Here is a 24520-nt window from a genome sequence, read left to right on the forward strand (position 1 = left end):
GAGCGGACAGATACGAATCGGTCGAGGGCTTCACCCGCAGGCAAGGTCATTTCATAGCAGTCACAAGGTACATAAGGAATGGAAGCGGAGTTTGGACCGAGTGAACACATCTGCAGGCCGAAGGCCGAAGCCGTGTGAGCGAGGAACAAACGAAGCGAGGCGAAACAAAATATAGGTCTGGTGACCATAGCGGAGGGGAAACACCCGTACCCATCCCGAACACGGACGTGAAGACCTCCAGCGCCGAGAATACTTGTCTCGAGAGGGACTGGGAAGGTAGGTCGTTGCCAGGCAAGAGAGAACAGAGTCAGGCCAGAAGGCCTGGCTCTGTTTTGTTCCATGCGCAAACCGCCCAAATTCCATGCAAACCGAAGCGTCGCACGACAGGCGTGGGCGAAGGGCCACATGTCCAAATCGCAAATTGTTTAGACTACGCGAATGAACGTTGCATTTGTCCTTCGCTTCTGTATAATATGGTCAAGAAAAGTCAAAGTCAGAAATACGTTAAAGGGCGGTGCTGCCAGACAGATGGGAGTTGCGGCCAATGCCAAATAACATCTCGGATATCATCGAACAGTATCTGAAACGTATTTTAGAGGAAAGTGGCCTCGATATGGTCGAGATCCAACGCAGTGAACTGGCGGAGCAGTTTCACTGTGTTCCGTCTCAAATTAACTATGTCATCAGCACTCGGTTCACCATCGATCACGGATATATCGTGGAGTCCAAACGCGGTGGTGGAGGTTACATTCGCATTCGACGGGTGAAGTTGGATAGGGAGCACTTGGTGCTGGAGGTACTGCGTTCACTTGGTGACCAGATTAATCAGGCGACGAGTGAGGCTCTACTTGAGCGCCTGTACCGTGAGAACTGGATCACGCGTAGGGAAGCGCAGATGCTGCAGAATATGTTGCGTCGTGAGGTGCTTGCGGTTGACCTTCCATTGCGGGATCAGTTACGGGCCAAGCTCTTGTATGGTGCGTTACAGGTGATTGCTGCTCATCGGGATTGAGGAAACGAGGTGTTCGGTTGTGTTGTGTGAACGCTGCCACGAGCGACCGGCGACGGTACACGTGACAAAGATCATCAATGGTGAAAAGACGGGTTACCACCTGTGCGAGGTGTGTGCGAAAGAGCAAGGTGAAGTCATGAATCCATTCCTCGCGGGCAATGCGTTTGATTTTAACAAATTACTTAGTGGGCTTCTCAACATGGATTCATCACCCGGGTTTGCACCGGTGCAGGCACAGGTTCAACCACGCTGCGGGACGTGTGGAATGACTTATAATCAGTTCACGCAAGTCGGGAGGTTCGGTTGTCCGGACTGTTACGACAGTTTTGCAGCCAGACTGGAGCCCCTTTTACGGCGAATTCAAACCGGAAATCGCCATACGGGTAAGGTGCCCGTGAAATCTGGGGAGAAGATGAAGAGACTGCGGCAATTAGACGCGTTGCGACGTGAATTACAGCAGGCTGTCGCTCAGGAACAGTTTGAACGGGCTGCAGAGTTGCGCGATCAAATTCGCATGTTGGAGCAGACGTCGGAATAAGGAGGAAGTGGTATGTCACTCGGCGACTTTTTGCAGAGGGCAGTCAGCAAGTGGATGAGGGAAGGCGGTCCCGAAGACGATATTGTGCTGACCAGTCGTATCCGCGTTGCTCGGAATGTGCAGGGTTATCCATTTCCAATACTCCAGACTGACAGCCACGCGGATGAGATTGTGCAGATGATGGAACAAGCCGTACAGTCTTCGGCGATGCAACAACTGGGGAAGTACGAAATGGTTCGTTGTCGCGATTTATCACCGTTAGACCGGCAAGTGTTCGTCGAAAAGCATCTGATTAGTCCCGACCTTGCACAGCAAGAGAAGCACGGGGCGATGGCGATCCGGGATGATGAACTCGTCAGCATTATGGTGAACGAGGAGGATCACCTGCGAATTCAGTGTATTTTACCCGGACTGCGGTTGTTGGACGGTTGGCGGATGGCCAGTGCCATTGACGATGCTTTAGAGCAACATCTGACTTACGCCTATCACGACCAATATGGGTATTTGACGGCGTGTCCCACGAACGTCGGAACGGGGATTCGAGCGTCAGTGATGATGCACCTGCCGGGGCTGGCGCTGACGGGCAGCATCAACCGAATGTTAACGGCTGTTTCGCAGGTCGGCTTGGCGGTGCGAGGAATATATGGGGAAGGTTCCGAATCGTACGGGAATCTGTACCAGGTATCAAACCAAATTACCCTCGGCGAGACTGAGGAAGAGATTGTGGCGAATTTACAAAGCGTCGTTTATCAGTTGATTGAACATGAGCGCAACGCTCGAAAGGCCTTGTTAGCAAGGAATCGGATACAGCTCGAGGACAGAGTCAGTCGTTCCTTTGGCATCCTGGCATACGCTCGTCGGATTGATACGAAGGAAACCATGGAACGGTTGTCGGACGTCCGGTTAGGCATTGATTTGGGCATTATCCAGGGCGTGTCCGCCGGAATTTTGAAAGAGTTGATGGTTATGACACAGCCTGCATTTTTACAAAAATATTATCATCGTGAGCTCGCGGCCACTGAGCGAGACATTCGCAGGGCTGCGCTGATTCGCGAAAGGTTACGTTTGGACGACTCGGAGGTGCATCGATAATGTACGCAAGGTTTACGGAGCGAGCGCAAAAAGTGTTGGCGTTGGCGCAGGAAGAAGCGACAAGACTCAATCACCCAGGAGTCGGTACTGAGCATATTCTGCTCGGGCTTGTCCGCGAAGGTGAAGGTATCGCCGCGCGTGCTTTGCAAATGTTGGGAGTCCAAGCGGACAAGGTGCAGCAAGAAGTGGAGCGGATCATCGGTAAAGGGCAGGGCCAGGTCAGCGCCATGACGTACACGCCGCGCGCGAAAAAGGTGATTGAGCTATCCATTGACGAGGCCCGTAAACTCAACCATTCGTATGTCGGCACCGAGCATATTTTACTGGGACTCATCCGGGAGGGCGAAGGTGTCGCGGCACGCGTTTTGGCCAATATGAACGTCAGCTTGAATAAGGCACGTCAACAGGTGCTGCAACTCCTGGGTGGCGATGCCGTCGATCTCGCCGGTGACAAAGACAGTTCCGTCGGTACGCCGACACTTGACAGCCTCGCTCGCGATTTAACGCAGATGGCACGCGATGGCAAGCTCGATCCGGTGATTGGTCGAGCCAACGAGATCGAACGTGTCATTCAGGTGTTGTCGCGTCGCACGAAAAACAATCCTGTTCTGATTGGCGAACCCGGGGTCGGTAAGACCGCTATCGCCGAAGGATTGGCACAGCGCATCGTAGCCGGCGACATTCCCGAGACGCTGCGCAATAAACGCGTCATGGTGCTCGATATGGGGACTGTCGTCGCAGGGACGAAGTACCGTGGTGAGTTTGAAGATCGCTTGAAGAAAATCATGGATGAAATTCGGCAGGCTGGTAACATCATTTTGTTCATCGACGAGTTGCACACGCTAATCGGTGCAGGCGGTGCGGAGGGCGCCATCGACGCTTCCAATATCCTAAAGCCAGCCTTAGCGCGTGGTGAACTCCAGTGCATCGGTGCGACAACACTCGATGAGTATCGCAAACACATTGAAAAGGATGCAGCTCTCGAGCGTCGTTTTCAGCCGATCACAGTCGATCAGCCTTCTCCAGAAGAGGCGTTGGAGATCTTGCGTGGGCTGCGAGATCGCTACGAGGCACACCATCGCGTAAAGATTACCGATGAAGCTTTAGAAGCTGCCGTTCGGATGTCGGATCGTTATATTTCGGATCGCTTCTTGCCAGACAAGGCCATCGACCTAATTGACGAAGCTGGTTCCCGCGTACGTCTGCGGACGCACACTGCGCCGCCGAACCTGAAAGAGCTCGAACAAAAGCTGGAGAAGGTTCGCAGTGAAAAGGATGCCGCCGTGCAGAGCCAGGAGTTCGAACAAGCGGCTAGCCTGCGCGATCAGGAGCAAAAAATCAAGCAAGAGCTCGAACAGCTCAAGGAGCGCTGGCAACAGACACAACAACATGATGACGTTCGGGTTACCGCAGACGACATCGCACACGTGGTAGCAGCGTGGACGGGTATACCGGTGAAGCAGTTGGCCCAAGAGGAATCGGAGCGGCTTTTGAACATGGAACAACTGTTGCACGAACGCGTCATTGGTCAAGATGAGGCTGTGCAAGCCGTATCGCGTGCCATCAGGCGCGCCCGAGCTGGCTTAAAGGATCCGAAGCGTCCAATCGGTTCTTTCATTTTCCTCGGTCCAACCGGCGTGGGTAAGACAGAGTTGGCGCGGGCGTTGGCGGAATCGATGTTTGGCGACGAAGATGCGTTGATCCGCATTGATATGTCAGAGTTCATGGAGCGTCACACGACGTCGCGTCTTGTGGGTTCGCCTCCGGGATATGTCGGTTATGAAGAGGGCGGTCAACTCACCGAAAAGGTGCGCCGTAAGCCGTATTCGGTCGTATTGCTCGACGAGATCGAAAAGGCGCATCCGGAGGTATTCAACATCTTGTTGCAGGTGTTGGATGACGGGCGCTTGACGGACGGTAAGGGCAGGACGGTCGATTTCCGGAACACGGTCATCATCATGACATCGAACGTCGGTGCCGAGGAGTTGCGCAAGGGTGGCAGTGTCGGCTTCAAGCGCGACGAAAGCAGCCGTTATGTAGATATGAAAGACAAGGTTTTGCAGGACTTGAAGAAGACGTTTCGTCCTGAATTTCTCAATCGCATTGACGAAATCATCGTCTTCCACTCGCTCGATGAAGACCACATTGGGCGGATCGTCGACATGATGGTGCGCAATCTCCAGCGTCGCTTGAAGGAGCAGGAGATCGAATTCACGTTGACAGACGAGGCGAAGCAGTTTCTGGCCAAAGAAGGCTTTGATCCGCAATATGGTGCCCGCCCGTTGCAGCGGGCTATCGTCCGCCATATCGAGGACCGGTTGTCTGAAGCTTTGTTGTCCGGCCAAATTCAGAAAGGCGACAGCGTCGTATTAGGCCTCGATGGCGATCACTTGCGCATCGAACAGGTAAATCAGCAACCTGTAGGCGTATAACAGGCTGCATGAACGCAGCCGCCCGAATCCTTCGTGGTATGTGGGCGGCTGTTTTCGTGCATTAAACGACCGAGGCAACGGGCCATTTCCCCATCCGCCATGGACGAATCGCCAGAGTTCTGTATCATGTTTGGTGAGGAACCAGGAAGGCGGGAAGGGATTGCCGAAGACGAAAACACAGTACGTGTGCCAGTCCTGCGGTCATGTGGAGATCAAGTGGATGGGGCGGTGCCCTGCTTGCGGCGAATGGAACACGCTTGTCGAAGAAGTCACGACGACGTCGCCGAATCGGTTGTCTGGAAGTTCTGGCCGGAGCCAAGCGTTGCCGATTTTATCGATCCCGGCCCAAGGTGAGCGTCGCTTTCAGACGGGAGTTCAGGAATGTGACTATGTCCTTGGCGGCGGTGTTGTGCCCGGATCGCTTGTCCTGATTGGCGGCGATCCGGGCATTGGTAAGTCGACGTTGCTGCTTCAGGTGTCTCACGCCATCGCCCGTTCCGGCAGACGCGTTTTGTATATATCCGGCGAGGAAAGTGCCACTCAGATTCGGCTGCGGGCCGAGCGGCTGGGGACGGTTCATGATGATCTCTTTGTGCTTGCGGAGACAGATCTTGATCTCGCCATCGAATCTGCAGGGCAATTACATCCTGATTTTTTGATTGTGGACTCGATACAGACAGTTTTTCGGCCAGGGCTGACTTCGGCCCCTGGCAGTGTCGCGCAAGTGCGCGAATGCACGGGTGTTTTGCTGCGTTTTGCGAAATCGCAGAATATCGCTACGTTTATCGTTGGCCACGTCACCAAAGACGGTGCCATCGCCGGGCCGCGCATGTTGGAGCACATGGTCGACGCCGTTTTATACTTTGAAGGCGAGCGCCATCATATGTATAGAGTATTGCGCGCTGTGAAGAATCGGTTTGGTTCGACCAATGAGTTGGCCGTCTTTGAAATGCGGGATGACGGCCTGCGCGAAGTCGCCAATCCATCGCTCCTGTTCCTGTCGGAGAGACGAGTGATGGCGCCTGGATCCGCCGTCGTCGCAGCGATGGAGGGAAGGCGCCCTTTGTTGCTCGAAGTGCAGGCCTTGGTCGCGCCTACCAGTTTCGGAACACCGCGCCGCATGACGACAGGGGCAGATCTGCAGCGCGTGAATATGTTACTTGCCGTATTGGAGCGGCGGCTTGGTCTTCAAGTTGGTGCTTCAGATGCCTATGTCAATGTCGCCGGCGGCGTTCGCGTCGATGAACCTGCGGTCGATCTCGGCATTGCTTTGGCACTTGTGTCAAGTCACCGCGACAGACCGTTGGCGCACGGCGACCTGTATATTGGCGAGATCGGGCTGACGGCGGAAGTAAGAGCCGTGACAAGACTTTCGGAACGGCTTCGCGAGGCTCGGAAGCTAGGGTTTGAACGTTGCTTTGTACCCGCCGCGCAGACGATTGCAGATTCAGTTGCGGGGCTCGAAGTTGTTCCTGTCCAATCGGTTCAAGACGCAATACAGAAGGCCTTTTGAGGTGACATTGTGAAAGAAGACGCGAAACGGGAAGCTGCAATTAATAAAATTCTCCGTATGGTGGCACCTGGTACCGTGTTGCGCGAGGGGATTGAGAACATTCTTCGAGCAAAGACGGGAGGGCTCATCGTCGTCGGCGCCTCGGACACAGTCCTGTCGATCATGGACGGAGGGTTCTCGATTCAGTGCGAACTGACGCCGTCTCATCTCTACGAATTGGCGAAGATGGATGGGGCCATCATCATCAGCGAGGACGCACGGCGAGTGCATTATGCCAATACGAATTTGAATCCGGATCACACGATTCCGACCTCAGAAACGGGCACGCGCCACCGTACGGCCGAGCGCGTCGCGCGGCAGAGCGGGCATTTGGTCATCTGCATTTCGCAGCGGAGAAATGTCATTACGTTGTATCAAGGCAATTTTAAATACGTCCTACGGGACATTGGCGTTATATTGACCAAAGCCAACCAGGCCTTACAAACCTTGGAGAAGTATAAAACGGTGCTGGAGCAGGAGTTGACGGATCTCACCGCATTGGAATTCGAAGAGGCTGTCACGCTGGACGAGGTGACGACGGTTCTGCAGCGATTTGAAACTGTGTTGCGTGTTACGGCCGAAATTCGCCGCTATATCATTGAACTCGGGAGCGAGGGACGCCTTGTCAGCATGCAGCTTGAAGAGTTGGTCGCCAATCTCGACGAGCAGGCTTACCTTCTTCTCAAAGATTTCGTGAGCCCTGAATCGACACACACACCACATCAAATAATGTCGCAAATCCATAGCATGTCGGCCGAAGAATTGCTCGATGGCAACCTAATGGCTCGCGCACTTGGCTATCCGCCAAGTGCAAATCAGCTAGAAGAAACCGTTTCGTCGCGCGGCTATCGAGTCCTGAACAAAATCAGTAGGCTGCCGCAGCCGGTCATTGAGAACCTTGTTGAGCATTTTGGCGTCCTTTCGGACATATTGAAGGCCAGTATCGCTGAACTTGACAAAGTGGAGGGGGTGGGTCCGGTTCGTGCGCGCATGATCCGCAACGGACTCAGCCGCATTCAGGAACAAGTTTTGATTGAACGGCAGATTTGACATCATGGGAGGCGTCTTCGGTTGTTCATTCGCGCGATTCCAAACGCGTTGACGTTGCTCAATCTCGTGGTTGGTGTTGCCGCTGCGCTGGTTGCTTTACATGGGCGATTGGACGAAGCGGCACTTCTCGTTGTCTTGGGCATGTTGCTCGATGGTCTGGATGGCAGAGCGGCTCGTTGGCTCCATGCCGAAAGTGAGTTTGGTAAACAACTTGATTCTTTATCCGACATGATTACATTCGGCGTCGCGCCGGTCGTGGTCATGTACCAGGTACAGCTTCGGCAACTGGGCTTGTTGGGCGATTTCCTGGCTGTTGTCTTTCCGATTTGTGGAGCCTTGCGCCTGGCGCGCTTCAACACGCAGACGAAGGCGCGTCATTATTTCGTTGGGCTTCCCATTACGGCTGCAGGTGGCGTGCTTGCCACCATGGCCTTGATGAAGCCGGTTCTGCATCCCGCTCAGGTGATTCTGCCCGCAGGTATGTTCATTTTGTCGCTGCTAATGGTGAGTTCTGTTCGCTACCCGAATTTCAAGCGGGTATCGTATCCGAAGTCCGTATTTGTGCTGGTGCCCTTGTTCGCCGTGGCGATTTTTGTACTGATACGGTGTCACATCGTGCGCACCGATTGGTTAGCGTTCGGCATTCTCGGTCTCTATGCATTGTATGGTGTCATGCGGGCCGTTCGTTATAGGCTGCTGACCGCCAGACGGCGCTCAACGCCGGCAGATGTGGCGACGAGATCAGAGGAATAAAGGGCATGTTCGAAGAGGATCAGCATTGTGAATCGGCTTTTGACGAGTTAGTGGGGCAATGGTACACTGAAAGTAGTACCCCAATATTTGCAAAACTACCGTCATGCTCTCATGATCCTTTCCATCGTTTTTGCTTCAATTTTGATTAGGCTTGGATAAAGGAAGTGCATACTAACGGTAGGAGGTGACGCCGCCATGATGAAGAAGGTCGTCCATCTGTTTTTTATCGTCTTGGGAGTTGTTTTAGGTTATCAGCTTTGTCCGGACTTATTCATTCGCGTATTTCATCTACATCATTCGTTGTTGACGTCCAACTGGTTCGGGGCAGCCATCGGCGGGGCGCTGCTCTTGGTTGCGACCATTTCATTGGCAGGCTATGTCTCAGCGCTGTTGCGCTGGTTGGAGGAGCGGTTGAAAAGCGCTCCGCTTGCCGATATTCTCGGTGGCACCATCGGTATGGTTATTGGTCTCGTCGTGGCCTATTTGTTTTCGCCCGAGATTCGCTCCATACCAGTGGTTGGTGTTGCTGTTCAGTTTTTCGTGGCCGTCTTTTTTGCATATCTGGGACTGCGTATTGGTTTTACCAAACGCGAAGAGCTTTTCAATCTGTTTTCTGGGCGCTTGTCGCTTAAAGAACGCGGCGAAGCTCGTGAGAAAAAGGGCGCACTGCGACCGGGCGATGCCAAGCTGCTCGATACGTCTGTGATCATTGATGGTCGAATTGCCGACTTGGTGGACACGGGTTTCGTCGACGGGACATTGATCATCGCTTCGTTTGTGCTGGAGGAGTTGCAGCATATTGCGGATTCATCGGACGTGCTCAAGCGCAACCGAGGACGCCGTGGTCTTGATGTGCTCAATCGAATTCAAAAGGAATCGAAAGCTACGGTTCAGATCGTGGAGATCGATTTCGACGACATTCAGGAAGTGGATTCCAAACTGGTTCGGCTTGCAAAGCAAATGCATGGCAAGGTGATGACCAACGATTTTAACTTGAATAAGGTCTGCGAGTTGCAGGGCGTGCCCGTCCTCAACATCAATGATCTCGCAAACGCCCTGAAGCCTGTCGTGTTGCCTGGCGAAGAATTGCATGTACAGGTGATCAAGGACGGCAAGGAATACAATCAAGGCGTGGCGTATTTAGATGACGGCACCATGATTGTGATTGAAGGCGGTCGCGAATATATCGGCGGCAGAGTGACTGTATTGGTGACGAGTGTGCTGCAAACGTCGGCAGGCCGAATGATTTTCGCGAAGCCCAAGTTGCTCGAGAAGGCTCTCTGATGGGACCAAATGCAAATTCACAACATGCAGTTCGGAAAAGGCGAGGGGTACTTGGCGAGAGCCGGTGTTCCTCGGCTTTTCCATGCTTGGACCTGGTATTCCAAGGCGGAAGGTAGGAAGCAAGGATGTATCTCGCAATCGTTGTTGCCGCCGGTGAAGGCCGGCGCATGGGATTCAAGAAGCAATTTCTCGATCTCGCAGGAATGCCTATGTGGTTGCGCTCTGCACAGGCCATGCTGGCGGGGGGTGCGCAGCGCGTCGTTGTGGTTACGGGTGAGGCAGACATGGAGCGAATGCGTGAAGAGTGGGCTGCCCGCGGCCGTGACGTGCGCATTTCCTTTGTGCAAGGAGGGATGACGCGCCATGATTCTGTGACGGCAGGCATACGTGCCCTTGTTGCTTGGGGGGACGAGACAGGCGTTGACATTCGGGAAACTGTCGTGGCTGTTCACGATGGAGCGCGGCCGTTTGTACAAGCTGAAGATGTGGCTCGTGTGTTTTCGGCAGCTGCAGAACATGGTGGCGCGGTACTCGGCAAACCGTGCCGAGATACGGTAAAGTGGGTGGAAGGGCAGCGCGTCGAACGCACTATCTCGCGGGACAAGCTGTTTATGGCGGAGACGCCACAAGCGATTCGCGGGGACTGGATTCAGCAGGCGTATTTTGGTGATGGGTTCATTGCGTCACCTACGGATGACAGTGCGGTGATGGAGGCTCGTGGGATTCCGGTTGCAGCCATCGAATCGAGCGGGTATAACGGGAAGGTGACGACGCCAGCGGATCTTGCCTATGCAGAATGGCTGGCAAATCGGTTGTGGGGGAGTCTGGAAAACCATGCGGATCGGATTCGGATATGACGTGCATCCCATCGGGCCAGATAGGCCGCTGGTGCTTGGCGGAGTGCGCATCGGGGCGCCGTTTGGCTTGGTTGGGCACTCGGATGCAGATGTGATCGCCCACGCGGTGATGGATGCGATGTTGGGCGCCCTTGCCTTGGGTGATATCGGCGTCCATTTTCCCCCTAGCGATGAGACGTATCGTGGAGCGGACAGTATGGACTTGATGGCGCACGTGATCGAACTTATCACCAAGGAAGGTTATCGTCTTGGTAATGTCGATGTCATGGTGCTTGCGGAGAAGCCGAAGTTGTTGCCGCACGTGACTGCCATGCGGGAAAACATTGCACGGGTCTGCGGGGTCGACGTTAGGCAGGTATCTATCAAAGCGACGACCACGGAGAAACTTGGATTTGTCGGGCGCGGTGAAGGCATTGCAGCACAGGCTGTCGCATTGTTGGTCAAGGCTGATGAACACGCTGGGGAGGTGGCAAGATGACTGTACGGGTACGGTTTGCTCCAAGTCCCACGGGTCATTTACATATTGGCAGTGTACGCACAGCACTGTTTAACTTCTTGTTTGCGCGCCATCACGGTGGCGAGTTTATCCTGCGTCTTGAGGACACGGATACGAATCGGAATGTTGCGGGGGCGGACGTACAATTCCTTGATGGCTTCCGCTGGCTCGGAATCAAGTGGGACGAAGGGTTTGATGTCGGGGGTCCCTATGCTCCATATCGCTGTATGGAGCGGCTCGATATCTATCGGCAGTATGTCGATCGGCTACTGGCCACCGGCAAGGCCTACCCCTGTTTCTGCACGGACGCCGATCTTGCCGCAGAGCGTGAGCTGGCGGAACGAGAAGGAAAGGTCCCGCGCTACAGTGGGCATTGCCTTCATCTATCTGAGGCAGAGCGCAAGGCTAGAATGGCAAGTGGCGAGCCGTTTAGCATTCGTTTCACCGTCGAACCTGGCCGCGAGCTGGTGGTGCACGACATGATTCGCGGCGACGTCTCATTCCAATCGGATGATATCGGTGACTTCGTCATTGTCAAATCAAACGGTATACCGACGTACAACTTCCAAGTAGTTATCGACGATGTCGAGATGCGCATCACACATGTCATTCGGGCGGAAGAGCACCTGTCCAACACGCCTAGGCAGTTGCTCGTCTACGAGGCATTCGGCTTCGATCCACCCGTTTTTGCTCATTTACCCATCGTTCTGGATGAACAGCGCAAAAAATTGAGCAAGCGGGATCCTCATGTACTGCCCATTTCGACATATGAGTCTCTAGGCTACCTGCCTGAAGCGTTAATCAACTTCCTCGCTTTGCTCGGCTGGTCACCCGGTGGCGAACAGGAATTGTTTACGGTCGACGAACTCTGTCAGTTGTTCGATCTCGATCGCGTTGGAAAATCGGGCGCCGTTTTTGATGTCGAAAAACTCAATTGGATGGCCAACCAGTACTTTAAGGCTTTACCGATTGCACAAGCCGCTCAAATGGTTGGCGACCAGTTGGAGCGGGCAGGCATTGAACTCCCTCCACATGCGAGTGGCGCTTGGTTGGAGGACGTCGTATCGCTATATCAGGATGGAATGCGCTGTGCGCATGATTTTATTGAGCTCAGCAAGACGTTTTTTCAGCGGCAGGTCGAGTGGGACGATGAGGCACAGACATTGTTGCGCGATCCGTCTGCACGGTCCGTCGTCGAGGCTTACTTGGCCTATAGCCGAGCGTCTGAGGGGGATTGGACGCCCGAATCCAGTCGCGAGCGCTTTAAGCGAGTGCAAGCCGAACTGGGCGTCAAAGGCCGGCAGCTGTTCATGCCTGTGCGCGCGGCATTGACCGGGGAACTTCACGGGCCGGATCTTCAGAAGACGATCGCGCTGTTGTCCCGCGAGATTGTCATCGAGAGGCTGAGCGCAGCGCTCGCCTGCTAGGAATCGGTTGGGAAAGGGTGGACGAGAGTGAGTATCGTTCTTTACAACAGTATGAGTGGGGAAAAGGAACCCCTGCAGACCATCGAACCTGGCAAGGTGAGATTCTATGCCTGCGGTCCAACCGTATATAACTACTTTCATTTAGGTAATGCCCGCATGTTCGTGGCTTTTGACACAATTCGCCGATATTTGGAGTATCGGGGTTACGATGTTCGTTTCGTCCAGAACTTCACGGACGTCGATGATCGCATCATTCAGCGGGCCCATGAACTTGGCATCAGTCCGCGCGAGTTGGCGAAACAGAATATTGCGGATTACTTTGCGGATGCAGAAATGCTTTTCATCCGTCCGGCAACCGTCCACCCACGAGTGACGGAATGCATTCCGGAGATCATTCAGTTTATTGAGGATCTGATTCGCGACGGGCACGCCTACGAACGCAATGGCAGCGTCTACTTTGACACTTCATCGTTTCCGGAGTACGGGAAACTGTCACACCAGTCGCCTGACGACATGCGCGCCGGCTTTCGGATTGACGTCCAGGACGAGAAGGACGATCCGACTGATTTCGCCCTGTGGAAGGCGGCCAAACCCGGTGAGGAGTTTTGGCAGAGTCCATGGGGCTCAGGACGTCCCGGGTGGCACATCGAGTGCTCAGTGATGAATCTGCTGTATCTCGGCGAACAAATTGACATTCATGCCGGCGGCAGAGACCTTATTTTCCCACATCATGAGAACGAGATCGCCCAAAGTGAGGCTCATTCAAACAAGGTATTCGCGCGCTACTGGCTGCATAATGGCACACTGAACATCAATGGCGAAAAGATGTCCAAGTCGACAGGCAATTTCATTATGACTCGCGATTTGTTGGCTCGCCGTGACGGCCGCAGTGTGCGTTTCTTCCTTCTCAGCGCTCACTACAGGCATCCGCTCAACTATACGGAAGAAGCCTTGACCCAGGCGGAGCAAGGGTTAGGGCGGATCGATCGCCTGTTGCGCAGTATGGATCACCATCTCGCCGCACTGTCCGAACGGGCGGACGTGGCGCCCGTCACGGGCGCGGCGCCAGGGGCAACTGCAAGCGGGGACTGCGCAGAGATTCGCTCGGCGTTTGTAGCGGCAATGGATGATGACTTTAATACAGCCGATGCAATTTCTGCAATTTTTGACGGCGTGCGCCTCATCAACACCCGTCTCGAGTCAGAACGACTGACGATGGCCGATTTACAGGCGTATCGCAATCTGATTGTGGAACTCCTCGATGTCCTTGGCATTCCGGAGCAGCGGGAGGCACAGATCGAAGCTGAGGTTGAGGCATTGATTCAGGAGCGGCAGGCTGCGCGTGCACGCCGGGATTTTGCAAGAGCCGACGAGATTCGGGATATCCTGAAGCACCGTGGCATTCTTCTCGAAGATACGCCGCAAGGGACGCGCTGGAGCTTTGAGTCATGAAACAGTTGTGGCGAGCCGAGGATATTTCGCCACTTGGACTGGCGTTCATCGGTGACGCAATTTGGGAGATCTATGCGCGCAATCATTGTTTGAACGCGGGCGTTCGCAAACCGCGCGATTTGCATGTGCGTTGTACTCGCTATGTCGCCGCCGCGGCACAAGCCGAGGCCTTGAAAATGCTGGAGTCGGTGTTGAACGAGGCGGAATTGGAGATTGTCCGTCGCGGACGGAACCAGAAGTCGGCGCACGTGCGGCGCAATGTCGACGTTATCGTCTATCGCTACAGCACCGGTTTTGAAGCTTTGATTGGCTATTTGCACGCGACAGGCCAAGTTGCACGGTTGCAGGAATTAGCGGCGTTGGCGCTGGCCCATTTGGACGAGATCGAACGGCGAGGGAGTGGATGACGATGAATCGAAGCAAAGGGCGGCGCCCGCAACAACTTGCACGGAGCGCATCAGAACTCGAGGAACCAGGAACCGCGTTGATCAAAGGGCGTCATCCCGTGGCGACGGCACTGGCAGAAGGGCGTCCTGTGAACAAGGTGCTCATTGCTGAAGGTGCGGAGGGCCTGCAACATGTTGTTGCGCGAGCTCGGGAGCAGGGTGTGCTCGTGCACTTTGTTCCACGATCGCGCCTCGATACCATTGCAGGGGATCACCACCAAGGCGTTGCTGCATATGTCGCTCCGTACGCGTATGTCGATCTCGACACAGTGATGTCCCGCAGTACGGGGCAGGCGCCTTTGGTGGTGGCCATTGACGGCGTCACGGATCCTCACAATCTTGGCGCCATCGTGCGTACCGCTGAGGCTGCGGGCAGTCAGGGTGTCGTGATTGGCAAACATCGGGCGAGCCCGCTGACTGAGACTGTGGCCAAGGCGGCAGCAGGCGCGCTTGAATACCTGCCCGTCGCGCGCGTGGCGAATCTCGTTCAGGCTCTGAACGACTTGAAGGAACGCGGCTACTGGGTTGTAGGCGCCGATGTTGAGGCGAAGACTTCTCTGACGAGCGTGGACTACACAGGACCCACGGTTGTGGTCATTGGTTCTGAAGGCGAAGGAATGCATCGGTTGGTCCGCGAAACGTGTGACTTTCTTGTCTCGATCCCGATTCTTGGACAGGTGCAAAGCCTCAATGCATCGGTCGCGGCGGGGGTCATGCTTTATGAAGTCGTCCGCCAGCGCACGTAAGCGCAAAGGTCAGCGCTGTCTGATCGTCGACGGATATAACGTGATCGCGCGGCGAGCGGGCCGGGCCTTAGCACATATTGTCGATCTTGAACAAGCGCGGCGGGACATGGAAGACCTTTTGAGCCAGTACCGGGCCATCTACGATGAGGATGTGGTTTTGGTGTACGACGCTCACCAGCGAGAGGGACTGGGAGGTCTTGAAGAACGGGGTGGCATTCGTGTCGTCTACACGGACGCCGGTGAAACGGCCGATGCGCGAATTGAACGGTTGGTCTATGACATGCGCGACGATTATCGCGAAATTACGGTTGCGACGTCCGACGCGGCGGAACAGCAAGTTTCTTTCGGTGGAGGGGCCTTGCGCATTTCTGCCAATGAGTTACTGCGGCGGATCGATAGAATGCAAGATTATATCAATCGACAAACGCAGCAGGAAAACGCCAAAATGCGCCATACGCTTGCGGATACGCTGCGGACGGACGTGGCGAAACAGCTCGACAAATGGCGAAGAACGTAGTGACGAAGGCTGAAGATCGCCGTCAGAACGCACATTTTTCTGCCTGGCCACAATTGATTCTGGTAGATTACATAATGTATAATGGCGTCATTCACGAGGCTCGGGGTGATACAGTTTGTCGACACAGCCGACACAGTTGGACGCCGATGTAACGCTATACGAAGAGCAGACCGACGAAGAACTGGTAGAAGCGGTTCGTCAAGGTGACACCGACGCGCTCGAGTATCTTATCCAGAAATATAAGAACTTTGTCCGGGCAAAAGCGAGATCCTACTTCCTTATTGGTGCGGATCGTGAAGATATCGTTCAAGAAGGTATGATTGGGCTTTACAAGTCCATCCGCGACTTCCGCGGGGACAAGCTTTCCTCGTTCAAGGCGTTCGCCGAACTTTGCATTACGCGCCAGATTATTACCGCTATTAAAACTGCGACGAGACAGAAGCACATTCCTCTCAATTCGTACGTATCGCTTGACAAGCCGATTTACGACGAGGATTCAGATAGAACTTTGCTCGACGTGATTTGTACGGTAAGAGTGGCTGATCCGGAAGAGTTGATTATAAACCAGGAAGAGTTTGACGATATTGAAGATAAGATGTCAGAGTTGTTGAGTGATTTAGAAAGAAAGGTCCTGATGCTTTACTTGGATGGGAGATCGTATCAGGAGATTGCCGTCGACTTGGCGAGGCATGTAAAATCCATCGACAATGCACTGCAGCGCGTCAAACGCAAACTTGAGAAATACTTGACGGTTCGCAATGTGATATGCTAATGTGATGCAGGTATGAGTCCCCGGTTTCGGGGGTTCTTCTGTTTTTGTGTCGCCAATTCGTTTCGCTGTTCGGGGAGGTGCTTGGGATGCGCGAGATTATCACCCTTGCTTGCACAGATTGCAAACAGAGGAACTACACGACGATGAAGAACAAAAAGAATGATCCAGACCGGATCGAACTGAAGAAGTATTGTCCGACCTGCAATTCGCACACGACGCACCGTGAAACCCGCTAATTCCATGTGGTTGAGCGAACGGCGATAGAAGGAGCATCCGAACGTGGCAAAGCCAAACGATACGTTGGTGGAAGTGAACGAGCAAAAGAGATCCGGTTTTATCGCCTTTTTTGCGGAATCGTTTCGCGAATTGCGGCGCGTCCGCTGGCCTAAACGCCGGGACGTTGTCGTATATACGACTGCCTCGCTTTTGGTATGCGCCATTCTGGGGTTGTTGATTTGGGGATTCGACATTGGCGTTGCGCGCCTGATGTCGGTAATCGGTGTAGATTAAGGCATCTTGGGGGTGTCCGGGCCGAAGGCCTGTGCTAATGGAAAACCTCGAAAAGAACTGGTACGTCATCCACACGTATTCCGGCTACGAAAACAAGGTCAAAAGCAACTTGGAGAGCCGCGTGCAAACGATGGGTATGGAGGATCGTATCTTTACGATTCTTGTGCCGACGGAAGAAGAGCTTGAGGTCAAGAATGGCAAAAAGCGCGTGGTGCAACGTAAAACGTACCCGGGTTACGTCTTGGTCGAAATGATCATGACGGACGACTCTTGGTATGTTGTTCGCAATACGCCGGGTGTAACTGGTTTCGTCGGTTCGACTGGCGCTGGTTCTAAGCCCGTTCCGCTCATGCCGCATGAGGTGCAGGCAATTCTGAAGTCGATGGGCGTAGGTCAACCGCGTCCAACCGTCTCGTTTGACGTGGGTGAAGTTGTTCGCCTTGTCGAAGGGCCGTTTGCCGATATGGTGGGTACCGTCGAAGAGGTTGAGCCCGAACACCAGAAATTGAAGGTGCTGGTATCGATGTTTGGGCGGGAGACGCCGCTCGAGGTCGATTATACGCAAGTCGAGCACCTCACATGACAATGGCAGCAAGTTGGGTGGTTCGCCATCCACTTTCTGTGGCTCGCAATGCGAGTCGTATAGATGGTATCAAGTGGGAGGGCTTGGCCCGAAACACCACATTCTGAAGTGAAGGAGGTGGCTGTGTTGCCGAAGAAGGTCATCAAGGTTGTGAAATTGCAAATTCCAGCCGGAAAAGCAACACCTGCGCCGCCGGTAGGTCCTGCGCTTGGCCAAGCGCAAGTTGGCAACATTATGGGGTTTTGTAAGGAATTCAACGCTCGCACTGCGGATCAGGTTGGTCTGATTATCCCGGTGGTGCTATACGTCTACGAAGATCGTTCGTACACGTTTGACCTCAAGACTCCGCCTGCTGCTGTCCTGCTGAAAAAGGCTGCCGGTATCGAGTCTGGTTCGGCTGAACCCAACCGCAATAAGGTTGCGACGTTGAGTCGCGACAAGGTGCGGGAAATCGCCGAACAGAAGATGCCCGACTTGAATGCGTCGTCGATCGAAGCGGCGATGCGGATGGTCGAAGGTACGGCCCGCAGCATGGGCATCACGATTACCGACTGATGGGCGGCAGATCGTGGGAGGTTGTAAAACCGAATACCACATGGAGGTGAAACGATGGCGAAGTTGAGCAAACGTGCCCAAGAGTTGGCGAAGCTCGTGGAGCGCGATAAATTGTACGATGTCGACGAAGCTTTCTCGTTGGTAAAACAAACAGCGAAGGCGAAGTTCGACGAGACCGTGGAAGTCGCTGTCCGTCTGGGTGTGGATCCGAAGAAGCAGGATCAGCAGGTGCGTGGCGCAGTCGTGCTTCCGCATGGTACCGGTAAGACGGCACGCGTATTGGTCTTTGCGAAAGGTGATAAGGCTCGCGAAGCGACCGAAGCCGGCGCGGATTACGTCGGTGACGAGGATCTGATCCAGAGGGTTTCGCAGGGTTGGTTCGACTTTGATGTGGTCGTGGCAACGCCTGATATGATGGCATCTGTCAGTCGTTTGGGCCGTATCCTCGGTCCTCGTGGTTTGATGCCGAACCCGAAAACGGGAACGGTGACTTTTGAGGTTGCCCGTGCGGTCAACGAGATCAAAGCCGGTAAGATCGAATATCGGTTGGATAAGGCTGGAATTATCCACTGCCCGATTGGTAAGGCCTCGTTTGAGGTTGACCAATTGGCTGGTAACTTCCGCGCCTTGATTGGCGCCTTGATTAAGGCGAAGCCCTCGGGTGCCAAGGGTGTATATGTTCGTGGTATCACGGTTTCATCGACGATGGGGCCTGGCATTCGCGTCAATACACAGCGTGCAGTAGCTGGCGAATAAAGCATTTCATACAAGCGAAATACGACCGTAGACAGCAGGTCCTTGGTTTGGCCCAAGGTGAAAGTTGCCTGCCGAGGTGTTGCAGATAGCCTTTGTGGCTGACGGGCGCCTCGTGCTGTCGAGGCGCCTTTCGTGTATCCGTTGGAGGAGGTGGACGGTTTGGCTGTACGCGCAGAAAAAGAACAGCTGGTTCAAAGTGTTGCGGAACGTCTGGAGCGCAGCAAGAGCGTAGTTCTTGCGGATTACCGCGGTTTGAATGTCGCGGAGGATACGGAGCTCCGTACTCGCCTGCGCGCCGCTGGCGTGGAATATGCGGTGATTAAGAATACGATGACCAGTCGCGCTGCGAAGCAGGTCAATCTCGAAGGGTTAGATGAGTTTTTGTCTGGCCCGACGGCCATTGCGTTTGGTTACGAGGACGCTGTAACGCCCGCGAAGATTCTGCACGAATTCTCCCGTGAGCACAAAGCTTTGGAACTCAAGGGCGGAGTTGTCGAAGGGCGGATCGTTTCGGGGGCGGAACTCGCGGAAATTGCGAAGTTGCCTTCGCGTGAGGGTTTGCTCTCGATGTTGCTCAGCGTTTTGCAAGCGCCGATGCGCAATCTTGCGTACGTCGTTTCGCAGGTCGCCGAGAAGAATGGCGGCGCCGGTGCAGCGCCTGAAGCGGAAGCTGCTCCCGCTGAGTGATGGGTGTCAAGTATCCGCGGTGTCATACGAATAGACTGGCCAGGCCAGCTGAGAAGGTATATCTAAGGAGGTTATTTCATTGACGACAGCAGAAATTTTGGAAGCCGTTAAAAATATGACGGTGCTCGAATTGAACGAATTGGTCAAGGCTATCGAAGAAGAGTTTGGCGTTACCGCGGCAGCTCCTGTTGCGATTGCTGGGGCTGCGGCTGGTGCTGACGGCGGTGCAGCTGAGCAAACCGAGTTTGATGTCATCCTTGCAAACGCTGGTGCGTCGAAGATTGGTGTCATCAAGGTTGTTCGCGAGCTGACCGGTCTCGGCTTGAAGGAAGCGAAGGATCTCGTCGACAACGCTCCGAAGCCGCTCAAAGAGAAGGTTTCGAAGGAAGAGGCGGAAAGCATCAAAGCGAAGCTCGAAGAAGCTGGCGCTTCCGTCGAAATCAAGTAAGTTTGTTATTCGCAAGGGTGCCCGTTGCTTGGGCACCCTTTTTGTTGTCCGGGGGTGTGAACGTGACGGAACATTACTATAGTCAAAGGCCATCGGTTGCTAGTGATGAGCGCAAAATCCGCGTCGATGTACGCGGGGTCTCCATCGATTTGGTTACGGACCGCGGGGTGTTTGCCAAGGGTGGACTCGACGAAGCGACCCGAAGATTGATCGAGACGGTCGACTTGACTGGTGCGACTTCCGCGCTTGATCTGGGGGCGGGGTACGGTGTGGTGACGGCTGTGTTGGGCAGGGCGTACCCACTTGTCGAGTGGACGCTCATCGACATCAATGAGCGCGCCATCGATCTCGCAATACGCAACACGGCAGGGTTGGCCAAGAAGCCAATCGCCATCGTTCACGACGGTATTCCGGAGGAGATGGATTCAGTCTATGATCACGTGCTCCTCAATCCTCCGATTCGCGCAGGGAAGGCGGTTATCTATCGATTGTATGAAGAGTCCCATCGTGCCTTGCGACATGGTGGCAAGCTGTGGATTGTGATTCAGAAGAAACACGGAGCGCCTTCCACGTTCGAGGAGTTGCAGAGACACTACGGTTCGGTCGAAACTGTCTATAAAAAATCTGGGTATTTCATTTTCTGTGCAGAAAAAGATTGATCAAGATGCATGTTTGTGATAACCTTATCCAATGCAAACTGTGATGATTGGACGGATGCTCACCTCTTTATTGAATAAAGTCCATGGTTTTTGGGAATAGGTGAATACGAACCGACGTGTCCATGAACGTCTAGTATGGCGATGTGTAAAGAAAAGATTCTGCACGCACCGTCACTCGTGGTCGGCGTGGGCTCCGTTGCTGGAGTCTGCCTGCGATGTGTGTCAGTGGTGTGTCAGCGGTCGTCTCTTCGTCGTCTGTGGGCGCCAGTCCGAGAGTCAACAGGCCTCATCTTCTTTAAGCCTCACAAAGTATCGCATCGTCCAACAAATCCGCTTGAGGGGTGACGGTTTTGCAGGGACATATGGTCAAGTACGGATGGGCGGAGCGTCGCAGCTACTCGCGCATTCGTGAAGTCCTCGATCTGCCCAACCTGATTGAAATCCAGCAAAAATCGTATGAATGGTTCTTGCGTGAAGGACTCCGTGAAATGTTTGCCGACATTTCGCCGATTCAGGACTTCACGGGCAATCTGGTACTCGAATTCATCGACTACAGTCTCGGCGAGCCGAAATATGACGTCGAAGAGTCGAAAGAACGCGATGTCACGTATGCCGCACCGCTTCGTGTCAAAGTGCGTTTGCTGAATAAAGAGACCGGGGAAGTGAAGGAACAAGAAGTGTTCCTTGGCGACTTTCCACTAATGACAGATACGGGCACGTTCATCATCAACGGTGCTGAACGCGTCATCGTCAGTCAGTTGGTTCGTTCGCCTAGTGTCTATTATAGCAGTAAGATCGACAAAAATGGCAAACGTACGTTCGCTGCTACGGTAATTCCAAACCGAGGTGCGTGGTTGGAGTTTGAAACCGATGCAAAGGACGTTGTCTACGTAAGGATTGATCGCACTCGCAAGTTGCCGATCACGGTGCTGTTGCGCGCGCTCGGTCTTTCTTCTGATCACGAAATCATCGACCTGTTGGGCGAGGATGAGTTCCTGCAGAACACTCTCGATAAGGATACGACCGATTCGACGGAGCGTGCTTTGGTAGAAATCTACGAGCGTCTGCGTCCTGGTGAGCCACCGACGGTAGAAAACGCCCGGGCGTTGTTGGCTTCGCGATTCTTTGATCCGAAGCGTTACGATTTGGCGAGTGTCGGTCGGTATAAAATCAACAAGAAACTGCACTTGAAAAATCGGCTTTTAAACCAACGGCTGGCTGAGACTCTCGTCGACGCAGATACTGGCGAGATTATTGCGGAAGCCGGGGCGGTGCTCGACCGACGGACATTGGATCGCGTCATTCCGCATCTGAACGGCAATGTTGGGCGTTTCACGATTCGTGCTACGCGCGATTTGCTTGAGGATGAAGTTGTGCCTCTGCAAATGATCAAGATTTTTAGTCCTTCTGAGGATGGTCGGGTACTGCACGTGATCAGCAATGGTGAATTGCCGTCCGACGTGAAGTACATCACGCCGTCCGACATTCTTGCGGCTGTGTCGTATTTCTTCAACTTGTTGCGCGGGGTTGGCACGACGGACGACATTGACCACTTAGGCAATCGTCGATTGCGCTCTGTGGGCGAACTGTTACAGAACCAATTCCGCATCGGTTTGTCCCGTATGGAACGGGTTGTCCGTGAACGGATGTCGATTCAAGATGCCAGTGCCATCACGCCGCAGGCTCTGATCAACATTCGCCCAGTGATCGCCGCTATTAAGGAGTTCTTCGGTTCCAGCCAGTTGTCGCAATTTATGGATCAGACGAACCCGCTGGCGGAATTGACCCATAAGCGTCGTCTTTCGGCTCTGGGACCGGGCGGTCTGACGCGTGAGCGCGCTGGTTTCGAAGTTCGTGACGTTCACTACTCACACTACGGCCGGATGTGTCCGATTGAGACGCCGGAAGGCCCGAACATCGGTCTCATCAACTCGTTGTCGACGTATGCCCGGATCAATGAGTATGGGTTCATCGAAACACCGTATCGGCGAGTGGACCCGGAAACGGGCGTCGTCACCGATCAAATCGACTATTTGACGGCCGATGAAGAAGAGAATTACGTCATCGCACAGGCCAACGAGCCGTTGACCGAGGATGGTCGCCTCGCATCGGAAGAAATCACGGTTCGATCCCGCGAAGACGTGATCACGGTCAATCGCGATCGCATTGATTATATGGACGTGTCGCCGAAACAGGTTGTATCAGTTGCAACGGCTCTGATCCCGTTCCTCGAAAACGACGACGCCAACCGTGCTTTGATGGGATCGAACATGCAGCGGCAGGCGGTTCCGCTGTTGGTGACCGATTCCCCGTACGTTGGCACGGGCATGGAACATCAAGCGGCGAAAGACTCTGGTGTTTGCGTCGTCTCGCGCCATAACGGCGTGGTTGAGCGAGCTACAGCCCGTGAGGTTTGGGTTCGTCAGGAAGCGGAAGTCGACGGCAAGATCGTGAAGGGCGATCTCGCCAAGTACCGGTTAATTAAGTTTGCGAGATCGAACCAAAACACATGCATCAACCAGCGGCCCATTGTACGCGAGGGACAGCGGGTCAGGGTTGGCGATATCCTGGCGGACGGCCCGGCCACCCAGAAAGGTGAACTGGCCTTAGGCCGCAACGTGCTTGTCGCATTCATGACGTGGGAGGGCTACAACTACGAAGACGCCATCCTGCTGTCCGAGAAGATGGTGAAGGAAGACGTCTATACGTCGATTCACATCGAGGAGTACGAAATCGAGGCGCGGGATACGAAGCTGGGACCAGAGGAGATTACGCGTGACATCCCGAATGTCGGCGAAGATGCTCTGAAAAACCTCGATGAGCGCGGTATTATCCGCATCGGTGCGGAAATCCGGACGGGCGATATCCTGGTCGGTAAGGTGACGCCCAAAGGCGTGACGGAGCTGACTGCGGAAGAGCGTCTGTTGCATGCCATCTTTGGTGAGAAGGCGCGTGAGGTGCGCGATACGTCACTTCGCGTTCCGCACGGTGGTGCCGGAATTGTGGTGGACGTCAAGGTGTTTACCCGTGAGAACGGGGATGAGTTGCCCGCTGGCGTCAATGAGTTAGTACGGGTCTACATCGCGCAGAAGCGCAAGATTTCCGAAGGCGACAAAATGGCTGGTCGGCATGGTAACAAGGGTGTCGTCGCACGCATTCTGCCGGAGGAAGACATGCCGTTCCTCGAGGATGGAACGCCGGTCGAAATCGTACTGAATCCGCTCGGCGTGCCGTCTCGTATGAATATCGGACAGGTGCTTGAGACCCACTTGGGTATGGCTGCAAAAGTGCTCGGACTGAAAATGGCGACGCCGGTCTTTGACGGTGCGCACCCAGAAGATGTGTTTGCGACGCTGAAAGAAGCTGGGTTGCCCGAGGACGGCAAGCAAGTTCTGTACGACGGCCGCAGTGGCGAGCCGTTTGAGAACCGCGTCACGGTGGGTTACGTCTACATGTTGAAATTGCATCACCTGGTCGACGATAAGATTCACGCGCGCTCGACCGGCCCGTATTCCTTGGTTACACAGCAGCCGTTGGGCGGGAAGGCGCAGTTTGGCGGCCAACGGTTCGGCGAGATGGAGGTATGGGCGCTCGAAGCGTATGGCGCTGCATACACCTTGCAGGAGATTCTCACGGTCAAGTCCGACGACGTGGTCGGTCGCGTGAAGACATACGAAGCCATCGTGAAGGGCGAAAACGTACCGGAACCGGGTGTGCCGGAGTCGTTCAAGGTTTTGATCAAAGAGTTGCAGAGCCTTGGTATGGACGTGAAAATCCTCAGTGGCGACGAGCGGGAAATCGAGATGAAGGAGATCGACGAGGACGACGACGGCTCGGAAAAGCTCAATTTGAATCTCGAATACAACGAAGTCGGCGATTGATCAGAAGGTGTCCGT

The 24520-nt window shown here is 54.3% G+C and carries 25 protein-coding genes and 1 rRNA gene; all 26 read left to right on the forward strand.

Annotated elements, in window-relative coordinates:
* Positions 1–176 precede the first annotated feature (176 nt).
* The 26 genes from rrf (at position 177) to rpoB (ending at position 24505) form a co-directional block, all read left to right on the forward strand.
* A 5S ribosomal RNA gene (gene rrf / locus C7445_RS11710) occupies positions 177–293 on the forward strand.
* Between the two features lie 251 nt (positions 294–544).
* Positions 545–1012, forward strand: a complete 468-nt coding sequence (locus C7445_RS11715) for a CtsR family transcriptional regulator (RefSeq protein WP_134160549.1) — start codon at positions 545–547, stop codon at positions 1010–1012.
* 19 nt (positions 1013–1031) lie between these two features.
* A complete protein-coding gene (locus C7445_RS11720; protein ID WP_134160551.1) occupies positions 1032–1550 on the forward strand; it encodes a UvrB/UvrC motif-containing protein in 519 nt (172 codons plus the stop codon).
* A gap of 12 nt (positions 1551–1562) precedes the next feature.
* Complete coding sequence (gene mcsB, locus C7445_RS11725; protein ID WP_134160553.1) at positions 1563–2642, forward strand: protein arginine kinase; 1080 nt, start codon at positions 1563–1565, stop codon at positions 2640–2642.
* Complete coding sequence (locus tag C7445_RS11730; RefSeq protein WP_134160555.1) at positions 2639–5074, forward strand: ATP-dependent Clp protease ATP-binding subunit; 2436 nt, start codon at positions 2639–2641, stop codon at positions 5072–5074. The genes mcsB and C7445_RS11730 overlap by 4 nt, the downstream gene beginning before the upstream one ends.
* A gap of 160 nt (positions 5075–5234) precedes the next feature.
* On the forward strand, positions 5235–6587 hold the full coding sequence (radA, locus tag C7445_RS11735; RefSeq protein ID WP_134160557.1) for a DNA repair protein RadA: 1353 nt from the start codon (positions 5235–5237) through the stop codon (positions 6585–6587).
* A gap of 9 nt (positions 6588–6596) precedes the next feature.
* Positions 6597–7676, forward strand: coding sequence for a DNA integrity scanning diadenylate cyclase DisA (gene disA / locus C7445_RS11740; RefSeq protein WP_134160559.1), 1080 nt, complete (start codon positions 6597–6599; stop codon positions 7674–7676).
* Positions 7677–7697: 21 nt separating this feature from the next.
* On the forward strand, positions 7698–8429 hold the full coding sequence (gene pssA, locus C7445_RS11745; protein WP_134160561.1) for a CDP-diacylglycerol--serine O-phosphatidyltransferase: 732 nt from the start codon (positions 7698–7700) through the stop codon (positions 8427–8429).
* A gap of 195 nt (positions 8430–8624) precedes the next feature.
* Positions 8625–9713, forward strand: coding sequence for a PIN/TRAM domain-containing protein (locus C7445_RS11750; RefSeq protein ID WP_134160563.1), 1089 nt, complete (start codon positions 8625–8627; stop codon positions 9711–9713).
* Between the two features lie 125 nt (positions 9714–9838).
* Positions 9839–10570, forward strand: coding sequence for an IspD/TarI family cytidylyltransferase (locus C7445_RS11755; RefSeq protein ID WP_134160565.1), 732 nt, complete (start codon positions 9839–9841; stop codon positions 10568–10570).
* Positions 10548–11048: a 2-C-methyl-D-erythritol 2,4-cyclodiphosphate synthase gene (gene ispF / locus C7445_RS11760; RefSeq protein ID WP_134160567.1), complete on the forward strand. Its 501-nt coding sequence runs from the start codon at positions 10548–10550 to the stop codon at positions 11046–11048. The genes C7445_RS11755 and ispF overlap by 23 nt, the downstream gene beginning before the upstream one ends.
* Entirely contained in the window at positions 11045–12493 is a 1449-nt protein-coding gene (gene gltX, locus C7445_RS11765) for a glutamate--tRNA ligase (RefSeq protein WP_134160569.1), read from the forward strand. Before ispF ends, gltX begins: the two co-directional genes overlap by 4 nt.
* Positions 12494–12520: 27 nt before the next feature.
* Positions 12521–13945: a cysteine--tRNA ligase gene (gene cysS / locus C7445_RS11770; protein ID WP_134160571.1), complete on the forward strand. Its 1425-nt coding sequence runs from the start codon at positions 12521–12523 to the stop codon at positions 13943–13945.
* Positions 13942–14352: a Mini-ribonuclease 3 gene (locus tag C7445_RS11775; RefSeq protein ID WP_134160573.1), complete on the forward strand. Its 411-nt coding sequence runs from the start codon at positions 13942–13944 to the stop codon at positions 14350–14352. Before cysS ends, C7445_RS11775 begins: the two co-directional genes overlap by 4 nt.
* A gap of 2 nt (positions 14353–14354) precedes the next feature.
* Positions 14355–15137 carry a 23S rRNA (guanosine(2251)-2'-O)-methyltransferase RlmB gene (rlmB, locus tag C7445_RS11780; RefSeq protein ID WP_243835164.1) on the forward strand — a complete coding sequence of 261 codons (783 nt, stop codon included), beginning with the start codon at positions 14355–14357 and terminating at the stop codon, positions 15135–15137.
* Positions 15112–15654 (forward strand): YacP-like NYN domain-containing protein, encoded by a 543-nt coding sequence (locus C7445_RS11785; RefSeq protein WP_134160575.1) that lies wholly within the window; start codon positions 15112–15114, stop codon positions 15652–15654. The genes rlmB and C7445_RS11785 overlap by 26 nt, the downstream gene beginning before the upstream one ends.
* A gap of 115 nt (positions 15655–15769) precedes the next feature.
* Positions 15770–16426 (forward strand): RNA polymerase sporulation sigma factor SigH, encoded by a 657-nt coding sequence (gene sigH, locus C7445_RS11790; protein WP_006445758.1) that lies wholly within the window; start codon positions 15770–15772, stop codon positions 16424–16426.
* Between the two features lie 86 nt (positions 16427–16512).
* Positions 16513–16662, forward strand: coding sequence for a 50S ribosomal protein L33 (gene rpmG, locus C7445_RS11795; protein WP_040288514.1), 150 nt, complete (start codon positions 16513–16515; stop codon positions 16660–16662).
* Between the two features lie 43 nt (positions 16663–16705).
* Complete coding sequence (gene secE / locus C7445_RS11800; protein ID WP_006445760.1) at positions 16706–16936, forward strand: preprotein translocase subunit SecE; 231 nt, start codon at positions 16706–16708, stop codon at positions 16934–16936.
* A 37-nt stretch (positions 16937–16973) separates the two neighbouring features.
* Positions 16974–17519, forward strand: a complete 546-nt coding sequence (gene nusG, locus C7445_RS11805; protein WP_134160577.1) for a transcription termination/antitermination protein NusG — start codon at positions 16974–16976, stop codon at positions 17517–17519.
* A gap of 126 nt (positions 17520–17645) precedes the next feature.
* Positions 17646–18074, forward strand: coding sequence for a 50S ribosomal protein L11 (rplK, locus tag C7445_RS11810; RefSeq protein WP_166669130.1), 429 nt, complete (start codon positions 17646–17648; stop codon positions 18072–18074).
* 54 nt (positions 18075–18128) lie between these two features.
* On the forward strand, positions 18129–18830 hold the full coding sequence (gene rplA / locus C7445_RS11815) for a 50S ribosomal protein L1 (RefSeq protein ID WP_134160581.1): 702 nt from the start codon (positions 18129–18131) through the stop codon (positions 18828–18830).
* A gap of 159 nt (positions 18831–18989) precedes the next feature.
* Positions 18990–19517, forward strand: a complete 528-nt coding sequence (rplJ, locus tag C7445_RS11820) for a 50S ribosomal protein L10 (protein WP_134160583.1) — start codon at positions 18990–18992, stop codon at positions 19515–19517.
* Positions 19518–19596: 79 nt separating this feature from the next.
* Entirely contained in the window at positions 19597–19965 is a 369-nt protein-coding gene (rplL, locus tag C7445_RS11825; protein WP_134160584.1) for a 50S ribosomal protein L7/L12, read from the forward strand.
* Positions 19966–20027: 62 nt separating this feature from the next.
* A complete protein-coding gene (locus C7445_RS11830; RefSeq protein WP_166669131.1) occupies positions 20028–20624 on the forward strand; it encodes a class I SAM-dependent methyltransferase in 597 nt (198 codons plus the stop codon).
* Between the two features lie 362 nt (positions 20625–20986).
* Complete coding sequence (gene rpoB / locus C7445_RS11835; protein WP_424923010.1) at positions 20987–24505, forward strand: DNA-directed RNA polymerase subunit beta; 3519 nt, start codon at positions 20987–20989, stop codon at positions 24503–24505.
* The last annotated feature ends 15 nt before the right edge of the window (positions 24506–24520 follow it).

Source organism: Alicyclobacillus sacchari (assembly GCF_004366795.1).
Lineage (GTDB): Bacteria > Bacillota > Bacilli > Alicyclobacillales > Alicyclobacillaceae > Alicyclobacillus > Alicyclobacillus sacchari.

Excerpts from the sequence above, each read along its gene's own strand:
- C7445_RS11715 (WP_134160549.1), top strand. The coding sequence starts at position 545 with ATGCCAAATAACATCTCGGATATCATCGAACAGTATCTGAAACGTATT.
- mcsB (WP_134160553.1), top strand. The coding sequence starts at position 1,563 with ATGTCACTCGGCGACTTTTTGCAGAGGGCAGTCAGCAAGTGGATGAGG.
- C7445_RS11750 (WP_134160563.1), top strand. The coding sequence starts at position 8,625 with ATGATGAAGAAGGTCGTCCATCTGTTTTTTATCGTCTTGGGAGTTGTT.
- C7445_RS11755 (WP_134160565.1), top strand. The coding sequence starts at position 9,839 with ATGTATCTCGCAATCGTTGTTGCCGCCGGTGAAGGCCGGCGCATGGGA.
- ispF (WP_134160567.1), top strand. The coding sequence starts at position 10,548 with ATGCGGATCGGATTCGGATATGACGTGCATCCCATCGGGCCAGATAGG.
- gltX (WP_134160569.1), top strand. The coding sequence starts at position 11,045 with ATGACTGTACGGGTACGGTTTGCTCCAAGTCCCACGGGTCATTTACAT.
- C7445_RS11775 (WP_134160573.1), top strand. The coding sequence starts at position 13,942 with ATGAAACAGTTGTGGCGAGCCGAGGATATTTCGCCACTTGGACTGGCG.
- rlmB (WP_243835164.1), top strand. The coding sequence starts at position 14,355 with ATGAATCGAAGCAAAGGGCGGCGCCCGCAACAACTTGCACGGAGCGCA.
- C7445_RS11785 (WP_134160575.1), top strand. The coding sequence starts at position 15,112 with ATGAAGTCGTCCGCCAGCGCACGTAAGCGCAAAGGTCAGCGCTGTCTG.
- rpmG (WP_040288514.1), top strand. The coding sequence starts at position 16,513 with ATGCGCGAGATTATCACCCTTGCTTGCACAGATTGCAAACAGAGGAAC.
- nusG (WP_134160577.1), top strand. The coding sequence starts at position 16,974 with ATGGAAAACCTCGAAAAGAACTGGTACGTCATCCACACGTATTCCGGC.
- rplA (WP_134160581.1), top strand. The coding sequence starts at position 18,129 with ATGGCGAAGTTGAGCAAACGTGCCCAAGAGTTGGCGAAGCTCGTGGAG.
- rpoB (WP_424923010.1), top strand. The coding sequence starts at position 20,987 with ATGGTCAAGTACGGATGGGCGGAGCGTCGCAGCTACTCGCGCATTCGT.